This window comes from Rhizobium sp. ZK1, assembly GCF_047782645.1.
GTDB lineage: Bacteria > Pseudomonadota > Alphaproteobacteria > Rhizobiales > Rhizobiaceae > Rhizobium.
This window is the reverse complement of sequence record NZ_CP180586.1, coordinates 3,597,848-3,617,826: the sequence shown is the minus strand read 5'-3', so window position 1 is coordinate 3,617,826 and position 19,979 is coordinate 3,597,848. Positions and strand designations below refer to the sequence as shown.

The following is a 19,979-nucleotide window of genomic DNA, read 5'->3' as shown; positions in this document are numbered from 1 at the left end:
TTGATCTGACGCCAGACAGACTCAAAGAAATCAATGGCGGCGATAGATGGTAAAGAGATCGGAGACTTCCGGACGGCTGGATGACGCGGCGCGCGCCGGTTGGCTCTATTATGTTGCCGGCCGCACGCAGGACGAAATCGCGTCGGCCATGGGCATTTCGCGCCAGTCGGCACAGCGGCTCGTCTCGCTCGCCGTGGCCGAGCGGCTGATCAAGGTACGGCTCGACCATCCGATTGCCGCATGCCTCGAACTCGGCAATCAGCTGCGCAAGAAATTCGGTCTTAAGCACGTCGAGGTCGTTCCGAGCGATCCGGGTTCTTCCTCGACGACGGTCGGCATTGCGGAGGCGGCAGCTTCCGAAATCGAGCGCTGGTTGAAACGCCCCGATCCGATCGTGCTCGCTGTCGGCACCGGGCGAACGCTGAAGGCGGCCGTCGACCAGTTGCCGGCGATCGAATGTCCCAATCACCGCATCGTCTCGCTGACCGGCAATATCGCGCCGGACGGTTCGGCTGCCTATTACAACGTCATCTTCAGCATGGCCGATGCCGTGAAGGCGCGGCACTATCCGATGCCGCTGCCGGTTCTCGTCACCTCGGCGGAGGAGCGCGAGCTTCTGCATGGCCAGCAGCTCGTGCGCTCGACGCTGGCGATCAGCGCACAGGCAGATGTGACGTTCGTCGGTATCGGCGAGCTCGGGATCGACGGCCCGCTCTGCGTCGACGGTTTCCTCGAGAAGGACGAGATGATGGAACTGATGCGCGGCGGCGCAGCAGGCGAGATTTGCGGCTGGATCTTCGACGCCGACGGCAAACTGCTCGACAACCCGATCAACGAGCGTGTCGCATCGGCTCCGATCCCGCCGCGCGATTCGTCTGTCGTCATCGGGATTGCCAAGGGCAAGCGCAAGTTCAAGGCGATCAGGGCTGCCATCAGCGGCCATCAGGTGAACGGTTTGATCACTGACGAAGAGACGGCTGAGTTTTTGCTCAATAGCTGAGCAAAAATATTGCCATTGTGAATCAATATCATAGATCGATTGTTCGGCATTGCAACAACGATTGCCAATTGACAAATTTTCTCCGCTGATGAGTAATTGCCCATGAGCAAAGCGAATGCTCACTACTCATCTTCTGGGAGGAAGATATGACATTGAGAACTTTCCTGCTGGGCGCCTGCTCGGCAATGGCGTTTGCCGGCATGGCTTCGGCCGAGACGCTGACAATCGCGACCGTGAACAACGGCGACATGATCCGGATGCAGAAGCTGACGGATGACTTCAAGGCGAAAAATCCCGGCATCGACCTTGAATGGGTAACCCTCGAAGAAAACGTACTGCGCCAGAAGGTTACGACCGACATCGCGACCAAGGGCGGCCAGTATGACGTGCTGACGATCGGCACTTATGAAGTTCCGATCTGGGCGAAGCAGGGCTGGCTCCTGCCGCTCGACAGCCTCGGCGACAGCTACGACGTGAATGACCTGCTGCCGGCTATCCGCAGCGGCATCAGCCAGGACGGCAAGCTCTATGCAGCTCCGTTCTACGGCGAAAGCTCCATGGTCATGTACCGCAAGGACCTGTTCGACGCTGCCGGCCTGAAGATGCCCGACGCGCCGACCTGGGATTTCATCGCAGACGCTGCGAAGAAGATTACCAACAAGGACAAGGAAATCTACGGCATCTGCCTGCGCGGCAAGGCTGGCTGGGGCGAAAACATGGCCTTCCTGACGGCTATGTCGAACTCTTTCGGCGCCCGCTGGTTCGATGAGCAGTGGAAGCCGCAGTTCGATCAGCCCGAGTGGAAGGACACGCTGACCTTCTACGTCAACCTGATGAAGGAAGCCGGCCCTCCCGGTGCTTCTTCCAACGGCTTCAACGAAAACCTGGCGCTCTTCCAGACCGGCAAGTGCGGCATGTGGATCGACGCAACGGTTGCTGCTTCCTTCGTCAGCAATCCGAAGGAATCCACCGTGGCCGACAAGGTCGGCTTCGCACTGGCTCCTGATAAGGGCCTCGGAAAGCGCGGCAACTGGCTCTGGGCCTGGAACCTCGCCATTCCGGCAGGCTCTCAGAAGTCTGAAGCAGCCGAGAAGTTCATCGCCTGGGCAACGAGCAAGGATTACACCAATCTCGTCGCCGAAAAGGAAGGCTGGCTGAACGCACCTCCCGGCACCCGCACTTCGCTCTATGCGAATGCCGACTACCAGAAGGCCGCTCCGTTTGCGAAGATGACGCTCGACAGCATCAACTCCGCCGACCCGACCAAGCCGACTGTCAAGCCGGTTCCCTATGTCGGCGTCCAGTTCGTGGCGATCCCGGAATTCCAGGGCATCGGCACGGCTGTCGGCCAGCAGTTCTCCGCAGCTCTTGCCGGCCAGATCTCGGTCGACCAGGCCCTGCAGAGCGCGCAGCAGCTGACCACCCGCGAAATGACCAAGGCGGGTTACATCAAGTAAAACCTCCTGAGACGTACGGAATGCTTGACATTCCGCACCTCTGGGCCGCCGATTGCCCGAATTGCATCGGCGGCCGCTTTTTTAAAGCTGTTTCGCAGCCGTTTCCGCTTCAGATCAGACCGGTGATTGCTATGGCAACGTTCCACACTCGCTCCGCAGCACGCCTGATGATAGCACCTTCCGTGGTGCTGCTCTTCGCGTGGATGATCGTCCCGCTGGCGATGACGATTTATTTCTCCCTGCTGAACTACAATCTGCTCAACCCAGGCATGGAGAATTTCGTCGGTCTCTTAAACTACCAGTACTTCCTCACGGATCCGGCCTTCTTCGCGGCGCTCATCAATACGCTGGTGCTGGTTGCCGGTGTGCTTCTGATCACCGTCGTCGGCGGTATCCTCTTTGCGCTGCTGCTTGACCAGGACATTTACGGTCAGGGGATCGTGCGCATCCTGGTCATCGCGCCTTTCTTCGTCATGCCGACGGTGGCAGCGCTTGTCTGGAAGAATATGTTCATGAATCCGGTCAACGGCCTCTTCGCCTATATGGCAAAGGCTGTCGGCCTGCAGCCGATCGACTGGCTGGCAAGCGTCCCGCTGTTCTCGATCATTCTGATCGTCGCCTGGCAGTGGCTTCCCTTCGCCACGCTGATCCTGCTTACCGCGCTTCAGTCGCTTGACGAAGAGCAGAAGGAAGCCGCCGAAATGGATGGCGCCGGCCCGATCTCAAAATTCATCTATATTATCCTGCCGCACATGGCCCGCGCCATCACCGTGGTTATCCTCATCCAGACGATCTTCCTGCTGTCGGTCTTTGCCGAAATCCTCGTCACCACCAATGGCGGCCCGGGCACGCAGAGCACGAACCTTACCTATCTCGTCTATGTACAGGCACTGCTGCAGTTCGATATCGGGGGGGCTTCGGCGGGCGGTATCGTGGCGGTCGTGCTTGCCAATATCGTTGCGATCTTCCTCGTGCGCCTCGTCGGCAAGAATCTGGAGGCTTGAGATGGCTAGAAAGGCTACTACCCAACGTAAAGTCATCATGACCGCGATCGCCTGGACGCTTGCCATCCTGATCTTCTTCCCAATCCTCTGGACGTTCCTGACGAGCTTCAAGTCGGAGGCGGATGCGATCGCCTCGCCGCCGCAGTTCCTGTTCTTCCACTGGACGACGGAGAACTACGCGGAGGTGCAGAGCCGCTCCAACTATCTCGGCCACTTCATGAATTCCGTGGTGATCTCCTTCGGCTCGACGCTAATGGGCCTCATCATCGCAATTCCCGCCGCCTGGGCCATGGCCTTCGCGCCGACCAAGCGGACCAAAGATGTGCTGATGTGGATGCTGTCGACGAAGATGATGCCGCCGGTCGGCGCGCTCATCCCGATCTACCTGATGTTTCGCAATTCGGGCCTGCTCGATACACGCACCGGTCTGGTGATCGTGCTGACACTGATCAACCTGCCAATCATCGTCTGGATGCTCTACACCTATTTCAAGGAGATCCCGGGCGAGATCCTGGAAGCCGCCCGCATGGACGGCGCCTCGCTCGCCAAGGAAATCATCTACGTGCTGACGCCGATGGCGGTGCCGGGCATTGCCTCGACGCTGCTGCTCAACATCATCCTCGCCTGGAACGAAGCTTTCTGGACGCTGAACCTGACGGCCTCCAAGGCAGCGCCGCTGACGGCCTTCATCGCCTCCTATTCGAGCCCGGAAGGCCTGTTCTACGCCAAGCTTTCGGCGGCTTCGACCATGGCGATCGCGCCGATCCTCATCCTCGGCTGGTTCAGCCAGAAACAACTTGTCCGCGGCCTGACCTTCGGCGCGGTGAAATAAGATCATAGGGAGAGAAACATGGGCAGCATTACCCTTCAAAAAGTTTCGAAGGTCTTCGGCGAAGCCAAGGTCATCCCTTCGATCGATCTCGATATCCGGGACGGCGAGTTCGTCGTCTTCGTCGGCCCGTCCGGCTGCGGCAAGTCCACCCTGCTGCGCCTGATCGCCGGCCTTGAGGATGTCTCCGGCGGCAAGATCGTCATCGACGGCAAGGACGCGACCGAGAGGGCCCCGTCCGAGCGGGGTCTGGCGATGGTGTTCCAGTCCTATGCGCTCTATCCGCATATGAGCGTACGCAACAACATCGCCTTCCCGTTGAAGATGGCAGGCATGGACAGGGCAGAGATCGACCGCAAGGTGAACGATGCGGCGCGCGTGCTGAACCTCGGCGACTATCTGGACCGCAAGCCGCGCCAGCTCTCGGGCGGCCAGCGCCAGCGCGTCGCGATCGGCCGCGCCATCGTGCGACAGCCTTCGGCTTTCCTCTTCGATGAACCGCTGTCGAACCTCGATGCGGCGCTGCGTGTCAACATGCGCATCGAGATCAGCGAGCTGCATCAGCAGCTGAAGACGACGATGATCTACGTGACCCACGACCAGGTGGAAGCCATGACTATGGCCGATAAGATCGTGGTGCTGAACAGGGGCAATATCGAGCAGGTCGGTTCGCCGCTGGAGCTCTACCGCAGTCCGCGGAACCTCTTCGTGGCAGGCTTCATCGGCTCGCCGCGCATGAACTTCATCAACGGGCAGAATGCCGCGCAGCTCAATGCGCATACGATCGGCATCCGTCCCGAGCATGTCCTGCTCTCGACTGAAAGCGGCGACTGGAAGGGCAAGGTCACTGTCGCCGAGCATCTCGGCTCCGACACCTTCCTGCATGCTGATGTCGACGGCATCGGCATGGTGACGGCACGCAGCAATGGCGATTTTGCTTCCAAGGCCGGCGACGTCGTTTACCTGACGCCGGACAAGACGCGCATTCATAAATTCAACGAGAGCGGCCTCGCGATCTGAGGAGGCCGCCGGCTGGGGGCAGACATGCGGACCGGGCAATCGTCCGGCCCGCGCTACCGGAGGGGCCGAGAGCCTTTTCGCAAGACGTTCAAGAGGACTGAAACATGACGTGCAAATTATCGCTGGCAACGCTCGCCGAGGCAGCAAAGACTGCAGCCATTCCGGCCTATGAGCGGGCGTCGCTGAAAGCCGGCATCGTGCACTTCGGCGTCGGCAACTTCCATCGCGCCCATCAAGCGATCTATCTCGACGATCTCTTCAATGCCGGCAGCGACCACAACTGGGCCATCATCGGCGCCGGCGTCCTGCCCTCGGATGCGGCCATGCGCGACAAGCTTGCGGCGCAGGATTTCCTGACGACCGTCGTCGAGCAGGACAACAACAAGACTGCCGCGCGTGTGACCGCGCCGATGATCGATATCCTGCCAGTCGGCGAACCTGATGTCATCATTGCCAAGCTCGCCGATCCCGAGATCCGCATCGTCTCGATGACGATCACGGAAGGTGGATATTTCATCGATGCGTCCGGCAAGTTCAATCCGGCGCATCCGGCGATTGCCGCTGATGGGCAGAGCCCCTCTTCGCCGAAGACGGTCTTCGGTCTGATCGTTGCCGGCCTGAAGGTCCGCAAGGATAAGGGCATCGCGCCCTTCACCGTCATGTCCTGCGACAACATTCCCCATAATGGCGCCGTCACCGCAAATGCCATCGTCGGAACGGCCAAGCTTTCCGATCCTGCCTTTGCCGACTGGATCAAGGCTAACGTCTCCTTCCCGAACGGCATGGTCGACCGCATCACGCCGGCGACCAGCCAGCGCGAGATCGATTTTCTCAAGGAGAATTTCGGCATCGAGGATAATTGGCCGGTCTATTGCGAAGAGTTCAAGCAGTGGGTTCTGGAAGACAGGTTCCCGATGGGCCGCCCGGCGCTCGAAAAGGTCGGTGTAACCTTCGTGCCCGATGTCACGCCCTATGAGCATATGAAGATCCGCATCCTGAACGGTGGCCATGCGGCGATCGCCTATCCGGCGGCGCTGATGGATATTCATTTCGTCCATGAGTCGATGGAAAACGACCTCATCCGGGCTTTCCTCGCGAAGCTGGAAAACGAGGAAATCATCCCGATCGTGCCGCCGGTGCCGGATACGTCGCTTGCCGATTATTTCAAGCTGATCGAACGCCGTTTCCTCAACCCGAAGATCGCCGACACGATCCCGAGGCTTGCACAGGATGGCTCCAACCGTCAGCCGAAATTCATCCTGCCCTCGACGCTCGACAACCTGCGCCAGGGTAGGGATGTCGTCGGCCTCGCGCTCGTCTCTGCGCTCTGGTGCCGCTACTTCTTCGGCAAGAGCGACAGCGGCAAGGACATCGTCTTCAATGATGCCAGCGCCGAACGTTTGCACGAGGCGGCGGTAAAGGCCAAGGACGATCCCGCGGCCTTCCTCGTCTTCGACGATATTTTCGGCGAGGTGGCGAAATCCGAGCTTTTCCGCAAGCGTTTCGCCCGTGCGCTCAAAACCCTGTGGGAAAAAGGCACGAAGGAAACCTTGCAGCTCTATCTCGACGGCAAGCTCGCAGTGTAAGAAATCCCGGTGGCGGTGTTTCTGCCGCCATCCCGGCTTGCGGACAAAGCAGGACGGTTGCGTCCGAACTGAACTCAGGTTGGGTCTTCCATGTCTGATGCTGAACCACGGCTGGTCATTTTCGATTGCGACGGTGTGCTCGTCGACAGTGAGCCGATTTCGATCAGCGTTCTCGTCAGGGCGATGGCCGACCTCGGCGTGACGATCACCGAGGACGAGGCCTATGAGCGTTTCCTCGGTCGCAGCCTTGCAACCCTGATCGACATATTGGAAACGGAGTTCAATGTGCATGCCAACGAGGCGTTTCTCGAAGGCATCCGCACCAACCTCTACGCCCGCTTCCGCACCGAGCTGAAACCCATGGCGGGCATTGGCGAAACGATCGATGCGATTGGTGTTCCCTGCTGTGTGGCTTCGTCGAGCCAAGTCGAGCGGATCAGGCTGTCGCTTTCGGTCACCGGGCTCTTGCCGAAGCTGCCGAATATCTTCAGCGCCAGCATGGTCAAGCGCGGCAAACCGGCACCCGATCTGTTCCTCTACGCGGCCAGAAAAATGCAAGTCGAGCCGCATGACTGCATCGTCATCGAGGACAGTCCGGCCGGTATTGCCGCAGCAAAAGCGGCGGGTATGACGGTCTTCGCCTTCACTGGTGGCTCGCATGCCAACTTCGCCGGATACCGGGAAGAACTCGACCGTCTTTCACCGGAAGTGGTGTTTGACGCCATGCCGGAATTGATACACCTTGTCCGCAAACAAAAGCGGGACGGGACTCAGCATTGATGCGTGATCATGTGGTTGCGGTGGACATCGGCACGGGTAGCGCACGCGCCGGTGTCTTTGACGCGCATGGTCACCTGCTTGCCAAGGCTGAACATCCTGTTGTCATGAATCGGCCGCGCGAGAACCATGCCGAGCATGATTCCGAGGATATCTGGGGGGCCGTCTGCAGCGCGGTACGCACCGCGATGGGCCAGTCCGGCATTGAAGCGGCCGCTGTTGGCGCAATCGGTTTCGACGCCACCTGTTCGCTTGTGGTGCGTGATACAGAGGGCAGGCAGATCAGCGTTTCCACTGGCGGCGAGACGCGTTTCGACACGATCGTCTGGCTCGATCATCGGGCACTCAAGGAAGCCGATTTCTGCACGGCGACTAAGCACGAAGTGCTGGAACATTCCGGCAATGTCATGTCGCCGGAAATGGAAATGCCGAAGCTGATGTGGCTGAAGAAGAACCTGCCGGCGACCTGGGAGAAGGCCGGCTATTTCTTCGACCTCGCCGACTTCCTGACCTGGAAGGCGACCGGTTCGCTTGCCCGCTCCCGCTGCACGCTGACAGCCAAGTGGAACTATCTGGCGCATAAGGAAAACGGCTGGCGGCGGGATTTCCTGCAGCAGATCGGTCTTGAGGATCTGCTGGTGCGCGGCCATCTGCCGGCTGAGGCGGTGGCAGTTGGCGAGAGCATCGGTAAGCTGACGCCGGAGGCTGCCGAAGCGTTGGGCCTGACCATCGATTGCCATATCTCGGCCGGAATGATCGATGCCTATGCCGGCGCGCTCGGCGCGCTCAGCGGCTATGCCGGCGACCCGGCAAAACTCGAGCATCAGCTTGCGCTGATTGCCGGGACATCGAGTTGCGTTGTCGCCTTTTCCCGCGAGCGAAAGCCGAGCCAGGGAATGTGGGGGCCTTACTACGAGGTGGTTTTTCAGCAATCATGGCTCGTCGAGGCTGGCCAATCGGCGGCCGGTGCGCTGCTCGATCATATCGTGCGCATGCATGCGGCCGGCGGTGAGCCGACCACGGTGCTGCATCAGAGGATCGTCGCCCGCATTGCTGAACTCAGGGCAGAGGAGGGTGACGCGCTCGGTGCACGGATCTTCGTCCTTCCGGATTTTCACGGCAATCGGTCGCCGCTGGCCGATCCGCATGCTGTCGGTGTCATCAGCGGTCTGACGCTCGATACGTCCTTCGACGGGCTCTGTGCGCTCTATTGGAGGACCGCAGTCGGAATTGCGCTCGGCATCCGTCACATCCTCGAAAAGATGAGAGATCACGGCTACGTGCCGAATACGCTGCATGTGGCCGGCGGGCATGTGAAGAACCCCGTGCTGATGGAACTCTATTCGGATGTGACGGGCTGCAAGGTCATCGTGCCTGACATGAATGAGGCGGTGCTGCTCGGCACCGCGATCGCTGCATCGGTTGCCTGCGGCTTACACAGGAATTTGGCGGCGGCGGGCAAAGCCATGTACCCGGGCGGCGTTGAGCGACTTCCCGACAGGAGCAAGCAGGCGTTTTACGACCGCGATTACCGCCGCTTTCTTGCCATGTATCGTCATCGGGCAGAGTTGGAAGCCGTGGAGTAGTTCAGCGGTTTGTCGCCTCGCCGAGGATCGTTGCAAACTCCGCCATGCGTCGGCGACGCTGGCTCGCCTCCTCGCCGGCATTCAATATGACCGCCTCGGACAGACAGTCGAGCAAGGCGATCAGCGGCGGCAGGTTATCCGTGTCGGGCGCGCGGGCAGGCGGCAAAGGCAAGACGACGTTCGACTGTTCAGGCAGCCAGTCCGCATGCTGAGCGGAAATCAGGATCACCTTGTAGCCGTAGCGCCTGGCAGTGCGCGCAAGCAACCGCGACCTGGTGAAGCGCCGGCAATCGATGATGACGAGCACGGCGTCGTCGATGAAGGAACGGGCGAAAAGCTCCGTGAAGCGGCTTCCCGCGCCGTCGATCGCACGCACGCCGTCGCGAGCCTGGGTCAGCCGCTGGCAGAAATGATTGGAGAGGCCGGCAAGTCTGGCATGGGTGGCCACGAAGACCTCTTTGGCCGCGCCGATCATCGCGACGGCTTCGGCCCAATGCGGCTGTGCAGTCAGATGATAGATGTGATGCAGCGCCTGTATCTGTTCGGCCACGAGAACGGCGAGTGCCTTGCCCTCCGATGCATCCGTCTGCAATTCCGTCATCGCGCTCTGGAATTGGACAGGAGAGGTCGTTGCCGTTTCGCGGATCTCCACCTTGACACTGTCCAGGCCCTGATAGCCGAGTGCACGGAGGAAACGGCCGACCGTCATGGGCGAAAGATCAAGCCGGTCGGCAACCGACGCGGCGGTTTCGAACGGCAGGTCGTTCAAGTGTTCTGTGAAATATTTCGCGATGCGTCGTTCGGCAGGCGTGCCGGACTTCGCGTATTGCCTAAGTTTCTCTACAAAGTCTTCCACGTCGCAGCCTCCCCCATTTCATCAGAGGCTTTCCGTGGATTCATGCAGAGCCGAATCCTTGTTTCTTAATATTGTCCGGAAGCTCTTCTTATGGCCCACACGTATTTCGAACATATCAACTATATATTAGCACATAATTTTCGACAAGTTTTCTATTCATGCATGTAATTTTCAACTGACTTGCCGGAAGGACGCAGGTTTCCTACATGGTGCTGCGTAACGGAGACGCCAGAGAAATGATCCTTGAGGCCGCTCGCCTTTCACTTGCCAATTTGTTTGCGCCAGAGACCCGGTCGGCTTTCTGGAAAGTTCTGGGACTGACGGTGCTGGTGCTGATCGGCTTATGGTTTGCGCTGCGCGGTCTGTTCATCAGTTTCATCTTTCCCTGGATGGTGGGGTTCTTTCCCGAGATGCCTGATTGGGCCGGCTGGCTCAGCTTCGTTTTCCTTGTCGCCGCCGGCATAGGCCTTGCGCTTGGCCTGGCACTGCTGCTTTCGCCGGTCACCGCTCTGATAGCCGGCCTCTTTCTCGACGACGTCGCGGAGGTGATCGAAAAGCGGGATTATCCGCAGGAGGCGCCTGGCAAGGCCATGCCGCTCGGTCCTGCAATGGCAAGCTCGCTCAAATTCCTCGGCGTGGTCATCGTCGGCAATATCATCGCGCTCTTCCTGCTCTTCATTCCCGGCATCAATCTCGTGGCCTTCTTCCTGGTGAACGGCTACCTGCTCGGGCGGGAATTCTTCGAGTTCGCGGCCATGCGTTTCCGTTCGCAACCGGAGGCGCGGTTGTTTCGCGCCAAGCATGGTCCGACCGTCTTTCTCGGCGGTCTGGTGATCGCACTTTTCCTCGCGATCCCGATCGTCAACCTGCTCACACCGCTCTTTGCTGCCGGCATGATGGTGCATCTACACAAGCTGATCTCGGCGCGCGATCCTGGTTTCCGAGCTTAGTTTTCACGCCATTCCGGATGCAGAACCACTGAACACTTTTGCTGCTGGAATTGCTCTAACCGGGTAACGCTGTCGCGTCATACATCGCTGCGTATTCGGCGCTCGGCGGGATCGGCTTGATGATGTCGATCAACACGCCGTTCGGGTCGGCGGTAATGAAATGGCGTTGGCCGAAAGCCTCGTCGCGAATCTCGCGCAGGATCGGCAGGTCGGCCGCTGTGCAGGCAGCGTAGATCGCATCCACATCCTCTACCTCGAAATTCAGCAGAAGCCCGGAGACCTTGCCGCGGCCCGCAGCCGGAATGGTTTCGTGGCTGCCATCAAGCACGGCGAGCGTCACATGTTCATCCTCCATCGATTGCAGATGAATGTACCAGTCGCTGTCGAACAGCCGCTGGAAACGGAAATGGCGGCAATAGAAGGCAGCCGTACCGGCAACGTCATCCGTCATGATGACAGGATAGTAGCTCGTCGATTTCATCGCTTTTCCTCCTTCGCATCTTTACGTGCGGTCTGTATGTTTTTGTAATTAACATACATACAGATTGTATGTAAAGAAGAGTCATGAGTCGTAGCAATCGTGAGAGAACCGAACAGACCAGACAGGCCCTGATGAATGCCGCGCGCCGGCTTTTCGTCGAGAGGGGATATGCGGCGACGGCGACGCCTGACATCGTTGCGGCAGCCGGCGTCACGCGCGGGGCTCTCTACCATCACTTTGAACACAAGAAGGCACTTTTCCGGGCGGTGATCGAAAGAGAGGCTGCTGATGTCGCCGAAGAGATCGAGAAGCGCGCAAAGCCGGAAACCGAACCGCGTGCGGCACTGCTTGCAGGTGCCGCAGCCTATTTCGATGGGATGGCGGTGGCAGGGCGGACACGGCTGCTTCTGCTCGAAGCGCCGGCGGTGATTGGTGCGTCTGCGGCCACGCAGATCGATGTCGAGACTACAGAAGCGACATTGCGGGCAGGGCTCGAAGCCTGTCTGCCGCAGGCCGGCACACTGCTCGGGCCATTGACGGCTCTGCTGTCAGCCGGCTTCGACCGCGCAGCAATCGCCATCGAAGCGGGCGGCAGGCGTGAAGAATACGAGAGGGCGATTGTTGCCCTACTCGACGGCCTCGCCGATCACCTGCGGAGGTAGTTCGACCAGCGGTGCCGGGATATCGCAACTCTTTTCCGGCGATTTGCAGATATCGGCGATCACGCAGCGTTCGCATTCCGGCCGCCGGGCCTTGCAAGTATAGCGGCCATGCAGGATCAGCCAGTGATGGGCGTGATAGAGGTAGTGTTGCGGCACGACCTTCATCAGCCGCTCTTCCACCTCGTCGGGCGTCTTGCCCGGTGCGAGCTTTATGCGGTTGGCAATGCGGAAGATGTGGGTGTCGACGGCCATCGTCGCCTGGCCGAAAGCCATTGATAGTACGACATTGGCGGTCTTTCGGCCGACGCCCGGCAGGCGAACCAACTCTTCCCGCGTTTCAGGCACCTTGCCGCCGAACTCGTCGACCAGCATCTGCGAGAGCGCAATGACGTTCTTCGCCTTGTTGCGATAAAGCCCGATCGTCCTGATGTAGTCACGGACCTTTTCCTCGCCGAGATCGAGCATTTTCTGCGGCGTATCGGCGACCTTGAAGAGCGCGCGCGTCGCCTTGTTGACGCCGACATCGGTCGCCTGGGCGGAGAGCGCCACCGCCACGACGAGGGTGAAGGGATTGGTGTGTTCCAGTTCGCCCCGCGGCTCCGGACGCTGAATGGAGAAGCGGCGGAAGATCTCCTCGCGTTCGGCAAGCGAATAGACGGTCTTCACCGCCGCCGCCGGCTTGCGCCTGACGATCACATTCGAGTCTTGCGACGGTTTGGTAATGGATTTGAGTTTCGGATTCGCCATGGAAAATCTATACTCGGCGGCCATGATGGAAAGCAACGCCGACAGGCGCAACGATCAGCCGGTTTTTGCAGCCGAACTCTTTCCCTACCGTTCGCTCGGGCGGAAGGGCTTCAAGGTGATGCTCAGCATCTCCGGCGCGATCTGCTTCGTGTACGGCATGTTCTTCACCGTGACCGGCGCCTGGCCGATCGGCTTCTTCTTCGGCCTGGATTTCCTGCTGCTTTATGGTGCCTTCTGGCTGAACTACCGGTCCGGCAGGGTGCGGGAAGAGGTGACGGTTTCACGCACCGATGTTGCGGTGCGCAAGTTCTCCCCCTCAGGCCGCATGATCGAGCATCACTTCAATCCGTTCTGGACGCGCTTTCTCGTGCGCCGACATCAGGAGATCGGCATTCTCTCCATGCATATTTTCGGGGAGGGCAAACGCACCGATGTCGGCTCCTTCCTCAATCCTGACGATCGCGAGAGCTTCGCCAAGGCCTTCAAGGGCGCACTGGCAACGGTGAGACAGCGTATTTGAGGCATTGCGTAAGAATCGGGGCGCAAGAAACGGGTGGCTTGGCTGCTCGACCTTGATTATCTCCTTTGTAAAGGAGAAAAACGATGAACATGATCGCGAAGCTCGACACAGATGTCACTCCTGATGGCCCTGATTACGATATTGTTCGTCAGGTCATCGAACTCATCAGCGAGGAATATCGCGACCAGCCGTCGCTGGAAGCGATTGCCGCTCGGCTACACCAGTCGCCGACGCAGCTCCAGAAGACCTTTACGCGCTGGGCCGGCCTGTCGCCGAAAGCCTTCCTGCAGGCCGTGACGCTCGACCACGCCAAGCGTCTGCTGCGCAGGGAAGAAATGCCGCTGCTCGAAACTTCGATCGAGGTCGGTCTCTCAGGCCCGAGCCGCCTGCACGACCTGTTCGTCACACATGAGGCAATGTCTCCGGGCGAATGGAAGGCGAAAGGCGGTGGGCTGACAATCCGTTACGGGTTCCACACTTGCCCGTTCGGGACGGCGCTCGTCATGGTCACGGACCGCGGCCTTGCAGGCCTCGCCTTCAGCGATTCCGGCGATGAAAAGGCCTGTCTCGAAGATATGACCTGCCGCTGGCCGAATGCGGATTATGTCGAGGACCGTCAAGCGACAGCACCCTATGCTGAGCGTATCTTCCAGCCGGGCCGCTGGACATCTGACCAGCCGTTGCGGGTCGTCCTGATCGGCACGGATTTCCAGGTCAGCGTCTGGCAGAGCCTCTTGAAAGTCCCCTTCGGCAAGGCCGTGACCTATAGCGATATCGCCAAGGATATCGGCCGGCCGACTGCCATGCGCGCCGTCGGTGCGGCGGTCGGGGCCAACCCGATTTCCTTCGTCGTGCCCTGCCACCGCGCACTCGGCAAGAACGGGGCATTGACTGGATACCATTGGGGTCTCACCCGCAAGCGGGCGATGCTTGGCTGGGAATCGGCGCACGCCTGACCGACGCGATAGGTCGAGACCGTTCAGGCGGCTTCGGCGAGTTCCAGCAGCGCTTTTGCCGCACTCTCATCCGTTATCAGCGTGTTGCAGCCGACCCGCTTGATCGTCGCGCGGATCGCGACGGCGCGGTGTGCGCCGCCGGAGGACAGCACGATGTGCTTCGCCTTCTTCAGCGTATCGAGATCCACGGACATCACCCGCTGATTGATCGAATGGTCGACGGAATTGCCGTCCTTGTCCAGAAAGTTGAACATGGTGTCGCAGACGCAGCCGGCATCGATCAACTGCTGCAACTCGGCCTTCGAAATCCAGCCCTCGGAGAGCGAGGTCGAATGCGGGCCGATATCGCCGCAACTGACGATCGCGAGATCGAGGTTTTCCGCCAGCCGATAGATCGTGTCGAGCCCGCATTTTTCGATGAGGTTGCGCTTGGTCTCGGTCGAATCGACGAGCAGCGGGGCGAGGAACATGTAGCACTCGGCGCCAAGCTGGTTTGCCAGCCGCCAAGTGTAGTCGATCGGGTTCGTCTGGTGGACGGCGACGATGCCGCCGAGCAGGGAGACAATCTTGCAATTGTCCCGGCGCGGCGGGCGGAAGCTCGCGAGCGAGGCGGTCATGGTGCGGCCCCACCCGACACCGATCGTGTAATCGTCCGGAATGGCCTCCGACAGGAACCGGCCGAGCGCCAGACCGACATTCTTTGCCAGGGAATTGACGTCGCAATTGGCGGGTTGCGGCACGACAATAGCCTCGTCCAACCCGTAAGCCCGCTCGAGCTCGACCGACAGCTCGACGCAGTCGCCAATGGAATCGTTGATCCAGATCTGCACTTCGCTGCGTTTCATCGCCTCGTCGAGCAGGCGGATGACGGTGGTGCGGCTGATGCCGAGCTGTTCGGCGACATCCTTCTGGGTCAGGCCCTCGTTATAATAAAGCCATGCGGCCCGCAGCCTGAGCGACGAGGCTTCGGAATAGGCAGTATGCGTGCCGCGTTTCAGCTTGACCACATCTCCTCCCGCGCCGATTTCGCCCTAGATCTTTGCCATCAATAGCATAAGGTTGCGATATCGGCTTTGTTCCCGCGATAATGCCGGGAGTGACACTTATGTCAATTGAAATGCACAAATGTCCTTGACTTTTCGTTGCAAGAGCGGCGATAGTCATGGTCGACAACGTCGTTCTTGTCCGTCCGAGGAGGGCAATGTGCGGGCATGCGGAAAGTCACGACCGGCCTTTCAGCCGCAGGCGGCATCGCTTGTGATGCGCTTGTCGTTTTCCGCTGGTTGGATCAATGCGCCTGGGAACACCGCCAATGTCTCTCACGTTTATGACTCATCCGTGACGGCGGCGCGTCTTTTCGCCTGCAGCACGCAAACCATCGGTCCTCAGATCACCTATTTGCCGGGCGGAACTCGCGCCGGTCCGCAGCCCAAGTTCAAAAAGGATTTTGACCATGACATCCAAGCTTGACCAACTCCGCGAGATCACAACCGTGGTTGCCGATACCGGTGACATTCAGGCTGTTGCTCGCCTGAAACCGGTCGATTGCACGACCAACCCATCCATCGTTCTCAAGGCACTCGGCACCGACATGTTCGCCGACGACATGAAGGAAGCGATCGCCTGGGGCAAGAAACTCGGCGGCGATGCGGATGCTGCGGCTGCAGCCGTTGCCGATCGTCTTGCAATCTCCGTTGGTGCAGCACTCGTCAAGCTGGTTCCCGGCCGTGTTTCGACCGAAGTCGATGCCGATCTGTCCTTCAACATGGAAGCTTCGCTCAAGAAGGCCCGCAGCATCATCGCGGCGTATAAGGAGCGCGGCATCGAGAAGGATCGCATTCTCATCAAGCTTGCTTCCACCTGGGAAGGCATCCGCGCCGCCGAAATCCTGGAGAAGGAAGGCATCGACTGCAATCTGACGCTGCTCTTCTCGAAGGCCCAAGCGATTGCATGCGCTGACGCCGGCGTGTTCCTGATCTCGCCCTTCGTCGGCCGCATCCTTGACTGGTACAAGAAGTCGACGGGCAAGGATTTCACTGCCGAGGAAGATCCGGGCGTTCTGTCCGTTCGCGACATCTACAACTACTACAAGGCCAACGACATCAAGACGGTCGTCATGGGCGCCTCTTTCCGCAACACCGGCGAAATCGAAGCGCTGGCCGGTTGCGATCGTCTGACGATTGCTCCGAACCTGCTCGACGAACTGTCGAACGACCAGGGTAAGCTTGAGCGCAAGCTGTCGCCGGAAACGATCAAGCCGGCTCCGAAGGTTACGGTCGACGAAAAGACCTTCCGCTGGATGATGAACGAAGATGCGATGGCGACCGAAAAGCTTGCCGAAGGTATCAGGGCATTCGCAAAGGATCTTGGCACGCTGCGTAGCCAGGTCCGCAAGGAACTGCAGCTCGCCGCCGCTTAACGCCGCGCAAGCTGCACTTTGATGAAAGGCGCGGGTGCCGCTGGCATCTGCGCCTTTTTCGTGTTGATATCAAGGACATGGAGGCCGGAGGATTGCAGTGGCTGACGGGGATGACGGAAATTCGCTGGTCTCGCTTGCCTACAAGCATGCAAGCTTCATCCTTTCGGTGCTCGGCGGTTTCATCGTCTTTCTGCTGCTGACCTCCCGGGAGGTGAGCGCCAGCAATATCCTGTTTGGCTGGAACGCCTCGGCGATCGTCTTCATCGGGCTGAGCTGGCGCAAGATGCTTCGGGCCACCATCCAGAGCATCCGCAAGCGATCTGCGGACCTCGATTTTTCCGACACGTTCCTGCTCTTTCTGTCGATCGCGGCGGCCCTTGCCAGTATTGCCGGCATCGGCATCGAGCTTCATTCGATCAAGGACGCGCCGGCCAATATCGCGCTCTGGCGTGCGGCCGCAGCGATCCTGACGATCATGATCTCCTGGTTTTTCCTGCACACGCTCTTCACGATCCATTATGCGCATTATTACTATGGCGGACCGGACAAGGGCGGCGGGCTGAAATTCCCCGACGATATCGAGGAGCCTGCTTATTGGGACTTCCTCTATTTCTCCTTCACCATCGGCGTGGCGGCGCAGACAGCCGATGTGGCCGTCACCTCGACAGCCATGCGCAAGCTGACCCTGCTGCATGCGCTTCTGTCGTTTCTTTTCAACACCACCATTCTCGCGCTTGCGATCAATGTCGGCGCAAGCCTGCTTTAGAGTCTTGCGGCGCTCCTGAAGAGCGTTCGAACTCGGCAAGATCGCCCGAGGCGACATCCGAAATCGCCCACAACATCAGTCCGCCATCCGACCATATTATATTGTAGCCGTCATAGGCTCTGCTCGTTTGTGTCGACTACGTCGCAGGCCAGATGAACAGGTTGATGATGTGGCCATGGCGCCGGTAGACGAGGGCCGCAACGGGCGCGGCCGCCGATATAATCGCCACGACCGCCGACCAACGGGAAGCCGTCCTTGGCGAGATCGCTGACAGGCGGCGAGAAATCGATCTTGCCGTTGAACCAGGGTTTTACGGTATGCTGATCCGAAGTCAGCGCTTCGTCAGTGGAGGATATGATGGAAAACGCTTCAAGCCGGCCTCGTCTGGCCGACCTCATTCTTCTTCTGGGTAGGCTTCTGCTATCCCTGATCTTCCTGCATGAGGGAGCGTCTCTTATCGCAGACATCACCGCGACCCTTGCCACTTTCGAAAAGCTTGGCTTGCCAGCACTGGTGACCTTTGGCGTGATTGCCCTACAACTCGGCGCCGGCCTCTCCATCGCCACTGGCCTCCTCAGCCGGCTTGGCGCGGCTGCCCTGGGGCTGTTCTGCCTCGCGACGGCTTTTCTGTTCCACACCAATTTCGCAAGCCAGAACGAGCTGCTGCATTTCGAAAAGGATCTTGCAATCGCCGGCGGAATGTTTGTGCTGGCGGTTTCCGGTGCAGGATCGGTGTCGATCGACAGTCTCGTGAAACGGCAGGCGAAAGGAGTGCATCCGTGGCTTAGGGCGGTGCTCTAACGAACTTGTCTCGAAGCCGCCGGCAGGCCAGCCAGCTAGCCGGAATGAACTGCTGGCTAGAAGATCGCCTGTCCTGCCATCAGCGCCAGGATGAGGAAGATCAGGAAGACGACGAGGAATATGCCGAACAGTACGCGTGCGATTGTCGCTGTTGCCGCGGAAATGCCGGAGAAGCCGAAAAAGCCGGCAACAATCGAAATGACCAGAAATATCAGAGCCCATTTCAGCATGGATATCTTCCTCCGTGATTTTTGGAGGAAGACGCATCGAAGCGGATTTTGTTCCAAATCGTTTAAAATGGAACGTCGTTCCTTGGCTGGATCGGCCTTGCCATCATCATCTATGTGGCGCTCGATATGGTCTGGGAAGGTGACTGGGAACTACTTGCGCTCTATAATCAGGCCTAGGTTTTCAGGCTTGAGAGCAGCGAGATGAGTTGAGACTGGCGCTGCGTGCCAGTCTTGGCGAGAACCTTTTTCACATAGCCGCGCGTCGTCTCATAGGTCAGTCCGCATATTTCGGCGATCTGACGCGGTGACGAACCATCCATGAGCAGGCGCGCGACCGTCGTTTCCTGAGGGGTGAGTGCGAATAGCTGTCGCAGCAGATCGCGGCTTGGGCTCGCCCGCTCGGAAAGATCCGTGATGATGGCGACAGCGGCGGAATGCGAGAAGAGTTCGGCCGGCACGCCGTTCAACCGCTGGGCGCGGATGACCAGTGGCGCCTTTCCCGGGCGTGAGAACAGAACCGGCGTGGAGACGGCCGGATTGGTGAAAGGCTCCTTTGAGAGGATTGCCTGCAGGTGGCGGCGCAGGAGCCCTGTTTCTTCCTGACTGGTCGCGACAAGTTCCCGATCCACAACACGGATATTTCCATCGAGTAGCCTCTCCGCCCGCTGATTCAGCCGAGCGATACGCCCAGCCCGGTCGAAGAAGATGACCGCGGTACCGGCGAGTTCGAAGGCTTCGCTCATGCTGTCGATCCTGGCGACTTGCAGCGCGCGGATGATTTCGGCCGCAGCGGTCAGCCTCGATTGCATTTTTATGAGCAACTGCGCATCGTCGCGATCGAAAGGCTGGTCTTCGATCCGGCGCTGCAGATTGAGACTCATCATCGTATCGCCGGCGGTAAAGCCCACCATGGCGGAATAGCGAAAGCCGAAGCGGGCCAGAAACTCCGTATAGAAGCTCTGATTCTTGAATTCTTCCTCGCTGGCGATGTCGTGTTCGATGGCGACACCTTTGGCCATCGCAACCGCCAGACCGCGCTCACGGAAATCGCGCTTGTGCCATTCTTCGGAAAAATAGACCTGGAAGGCCTCCAGCAAATTCGGCGTGCTCAGGAAGCCGGCGGGGAATTTTCCCCGAACCGGCATGATATGCGTTCCAACGGAACCAGTCGCCTGACTGATCTGCTGCAGCGTGCGCTCCCAGCTATCAGGTACAAGTGCGGATTCCAGTAATCCGTCCAGGGCTTTTTCGAGCTCGAAGATATCGATGGGCGTCGCCATGTGTAAGTAATGCCTGACCGATTTCTTTGATCCGACCAAGAATCATATTATC

At 59.4% G+C, this 19,979-nt stretch carries 22 protein-coding genes and 1 pseudogene; 16 read left to right on the top strand and 7 right to left on the bottom strand.

Annotation, left to right across the window (positions count from 1 at the left end):
* Positions 1-46: 46 nt before the first annotated feature.
* The 8 genes from ACK9YZ_RS18380 (at position 47) to ACK9YZ_RS18345 (ending at position 9,259) form a co-directional block, all read left to right on the top strand.
* On the top strand, positions 47-1,000 hold the full coding sequence (locus ACK9YZ_RS18380) for a sugar-binding transcriptional regulator (protein ID WP_216756009.1): 954 nt from the start codon (positions 47-49) through the stop codon (positions 998-1,000).
* Positions 1,001-1,146: 146 nt separating this feature from the next.
* Complete coding sequence (locus ACK9YZ_RS18375; RefSeq protein ID WP_416064754.1) at positions 1,147-2,457, top strand: ABC transporter substrate-binding protein; 1,311 nt, start codon at positions 1,147-1,149, stop codon at positions 2,455-2,457.
* A 131-nt stretch (positions 2,458-2,588) separates the two neighbouring features.
* On the top strand, positions 2,589-3,461 hold the full coding sequence (locus ACK9YZ_RS18370; RefSeq protein WP_416064753.1) for a carbohydrate ABC transporter permease: 873 nt from the start codon (positions 2,589-2,591) through the stop codon (positions 3,459-3,461).
* 1 nt (position 3,462) lies between these two features.
* On the top strand, positions 3,463-4,293 hold the full coding sequence (locus tag ACK9YZ_RS18365) for a carbohydrate ABC transporter permease (protein WP_216756006.1): 831 nt from the start codon (positions 3,463-3,465) through the stop codon (positions 4,291-4,293).
* Positions 4,294-4,311: 18 nt separating this feature from the next.
* Positions 4,312-5,310, top strand: a complete 999-nt coding sequence (locus ACK9YZ_RS18360) for an ABC transporter ATP-binding protein (protein ID WP_216756005.1) — start codon at positions 4,312-4,314, stop codon at positions 5,308-5,310.
* 104 nt (positions 5,311-5,414) lie between these two features.
* Positions 5,415-6,896 carry a mannitol dehydrogenase family protein gene (locus tag ACK9YZ_RS18355; RefSeq protein WP_416064752.1) on the top strand — a complete coding sequence of 494 codons (1,482 nt, stop codon included), beginning with the start codon at positions 5,415-5,417 and terminating at the stop codon, positions 6,894-6,896.
* A gap of 90 nt (positions 6,897-6,986) precedes the next feature.
* Complete coding sequence (locus ACK9YZ_RS18350) at positions 6,987-7,676, top strand: HAD family hydrolase (protein ID WP_416064751.1); 690 nt, start codon at positions 6,987-6,989, stop codon at positions 7,674-7,676.
* The gene (locus tag ACK9YZ_RS18345) at positions 7,676-9,259 is read left to right on the top strand and encodes an FGGY-family carbohydrate kinase (protein WP_416064750.1); all 1,584 of its coding nucleotides are present in this window, start codon (positions 7,676-7,678) and stop codon (positions 9,257-9,259) included. Before ACK9YZ_RS18350 ends, ACK9YZ_RS18345 begins: the two co-directional genes overlap by 1 nt.
* Position 9,260: 1 nt before the next feature.
* Here the strand turns inward: ACK9YZ_RS18345 and ACK9YZ_RS18340 are convergent, their stop codons facing one another.
* Positions 9,261-10,115: a MurR/RpiR family transcriptional regulator gene (locus ACK9YZ_RS18340; protein ID WP_216756001.1), complete on the bottom strand. Its 855-nt coding sequence runs from the start codon at positions 10,113-10,115 to the stop codon at positions 9,261-9,263.
* 236 nt (positions 10,116-10,351) lie between these two features.
* Between ACK9YZ_RS18340 and ACK9YZ_RS18335 the strand changes: the two genes are divergently transcribed.
* Positions 10,352-11,065, top strand: a complete 714-nt coding sequence (locus ACK9YZ_RS18335) for a sulfate transporter family protein (RefSeq protein ID WP_216756000.1) — start codon at positions 10,352-10,354, stop codon at positions 11,063-11,065.
* Positions 11,066-11,120: 55 nt separating this feature from the next.
* On the opposite strand, the gene ACK9YZ_RS18330 is transcribed toward ACK9YZ_RS18335, so the two are convergent.
* A complete protein-coding gene (locus ACK9YZ_RS18330) occupies positions 11,121-11,546 on the bottom strand; it encodes a VOC family protein (RefSeq protein WP_416064749.1) in 426 nt (141 codons plus the stop codon).
* 83 nt (positions 11,547-11,629) lie between these two features.
* Here ACK9YZ_RS18330 and ACK9YZ_RS18325 point away from each other — a divergent pair, with 83 nt between their 5' ends.
* Positions 11,630-12,208 (top strand): TetR family transcriptional regulator, encoded by a 579-nt coding sequence (locus ACK9YZ_RS18325; protein ID WP_416064748.1) that lies wholly within the window; start codon positions 11,630-11,632, stop codon positions 12,206-12,208.
* Here ACK9YZ_RS18325 and nth read toward each other — a convergent pair.
* On the bottom strand, positions 12,173-12,955 hold the full coding sequence (gene nth, locus ACK9YZ_RS18320; protein WP_416064747.1) for an endonuclease III: 783 nt from the start codon (positions 12,953-12,955) through the stop codon (positions 12,173-12,175). The genes ACK9YZ_RS18325 and nth overlap by 36 nt on opposite strands.
* Before the next feature lie 22 nt (positions 12,956-12,977).
* Between nth and ACK9YZ_RS18315 the strand changes: the two genes are divergently transcribed.
* Both ACK9YZ_RS18315 and ACK9YZ_RS18310 read left to right on the top strand, forming a co-directional pair.
* Positions 12,978-13,475: a DUF2244 domain-containing protein gene (locus ACK9YZ_RS18315; protein WP_416066768.1), complete on the top strand. Its 498-nt coding sequence runs from the start codon at positions 12,978-12,980 to the stop codon at positions 13,473-13,475.
* An 83-nt stretch (positions 13,476-13,558) separates the two neighbouring features.
* A complete protein-coding gene (locus ACK9YZ_RS18310) occupies positions 13,559-14,431 on the top strand; it encodes a methylated-DNA--[protein]-cysteine S-methyltransferase (protein WP_416064746.1) in 873 nt (290 codons plus the stop codon).
* A gap of 23 nt (positions 14,432-14,454) precedes the next feature.
* Here ACK9YZ_RS18310 and ACK9YZ_RS18305 read toward each other — a convergent pair whose 3' ends face one another.
* Positions 14,455-15,438, bottom strand: a complete 984-nt coding sequence (locus ACK9YZ_RS18305; protein ID WP_216755995.1) for a sugar-binding transcriptional regulator — start codon at positions 15,436-15,438, stop codon at positions 14,455-14,457.
* A gap of 118 nt (positions 15,439-15,556) precedes the next feature.
* Here ACK9YZ_RS18305 and ACK9YZ_RS18300 point away from each other — a divergent pair, with 118 nt between their 5' ends.
* The 3 genes from ACK9YZ_RS18300 to ACK9YZ_RS18290 all read left to right on the top strand — a co-directional run bounded on the left by ACK9YZ_RS18300 (position 15,557) and on the right by ACK9YZ_RS18290 (position 17,616).
* Entirely contained in the window at positions 15,557-15,901 is a 345-nt protein-coding gene (locus ACK9YZ_RS18300; RefSeq protein ID WP_416064745.1) for a hypothetical protein, read from the top strand.
* Positions 15,885-16,850: a transaldolase gene (gene tal / locus ACK9YZ_RS18295; RefSeq protein WP_416064744.1), complete on the top strand. Its 966-nt coding sequence runs from the start codon at positions 15,885-15,887 to the stop codon at positions 16,848-16,850. Before ACK9YZ_RS18300 ends, tal begins: the two co-directional genes overlap by 17 nt.
* Positions 16,851-16,947: 97 nt before the next feature.
* Complete coding sequence (locus tag ACK9YZ_RS18290; protein WP_416064743.1) at positions 16,948-17,616, top strand: DUF1345 domain-containing protein; 669 nt, start codon at positions 16,948-16,950, stop codon at positions 17,614-17,616.
* On the opposite strand, the pseudogene ACK9YZ_RS18285 reads toward ACK9YZ_RS18290, so the two are convergent.
* A pseudogene (locus tag ACK9YZ_RS18285) lies at positions 17,613-17,957 on the bottom strand (anti-sigma factor family protein); the annotation flags it as partial. The gene ACK9YZ_RS18290 and the pseudogene ACK9YZ_RS18285 sit on opposite strands and share 4 nt — an antisense overlap.
* A 13-nt stretch (positions 17,958-17,970) precedes the next feature.
* Between ACK9YZ_RS18285 and ACK9YZ_RS18280 the strand changes: the two are divergent.
* A complete protein-coding gene (locus tag ACK9YZ_RS18280) occupies positions 17,971-18,417 on the top strand; it encodes a DoxX family protein (protein WP_216755992.1) in 447 nt (148 codons plus the stop codon).
* Positions 18,418-18,473: 56 nt separating this feature from the next.
* Here the strand turns inward: ACK9YZ_RS18280 and ACK9YZ_RS18275 are convergent, their stop codons facing one another.
* Complete coding sequence (locus ACK9YZ_RS18275) at positions 18,474-18,647, bottom strand: DUF1328 domain-containing protein (protein ID WP_007817547.1); 174 nt, start codon at positions 18,645-18,647, stop codon at positions 18,474-18,476.
* 173 nt (positions 18,648-18,820) lie between these two features.
* Positions 18,821-19,927, bottom strand: coding sequence for a helix-turn-helix transcriptional regulator (locus ACK9YZ_RS18270; RefSeq protein ID WP_416064742.1), 1,107 nt, complete (start codon positions 19,925-19,927; stop codon positions 18,821-18,823).
* Positions 19,928-19,979: the final 52 nt, after the last annotated feature.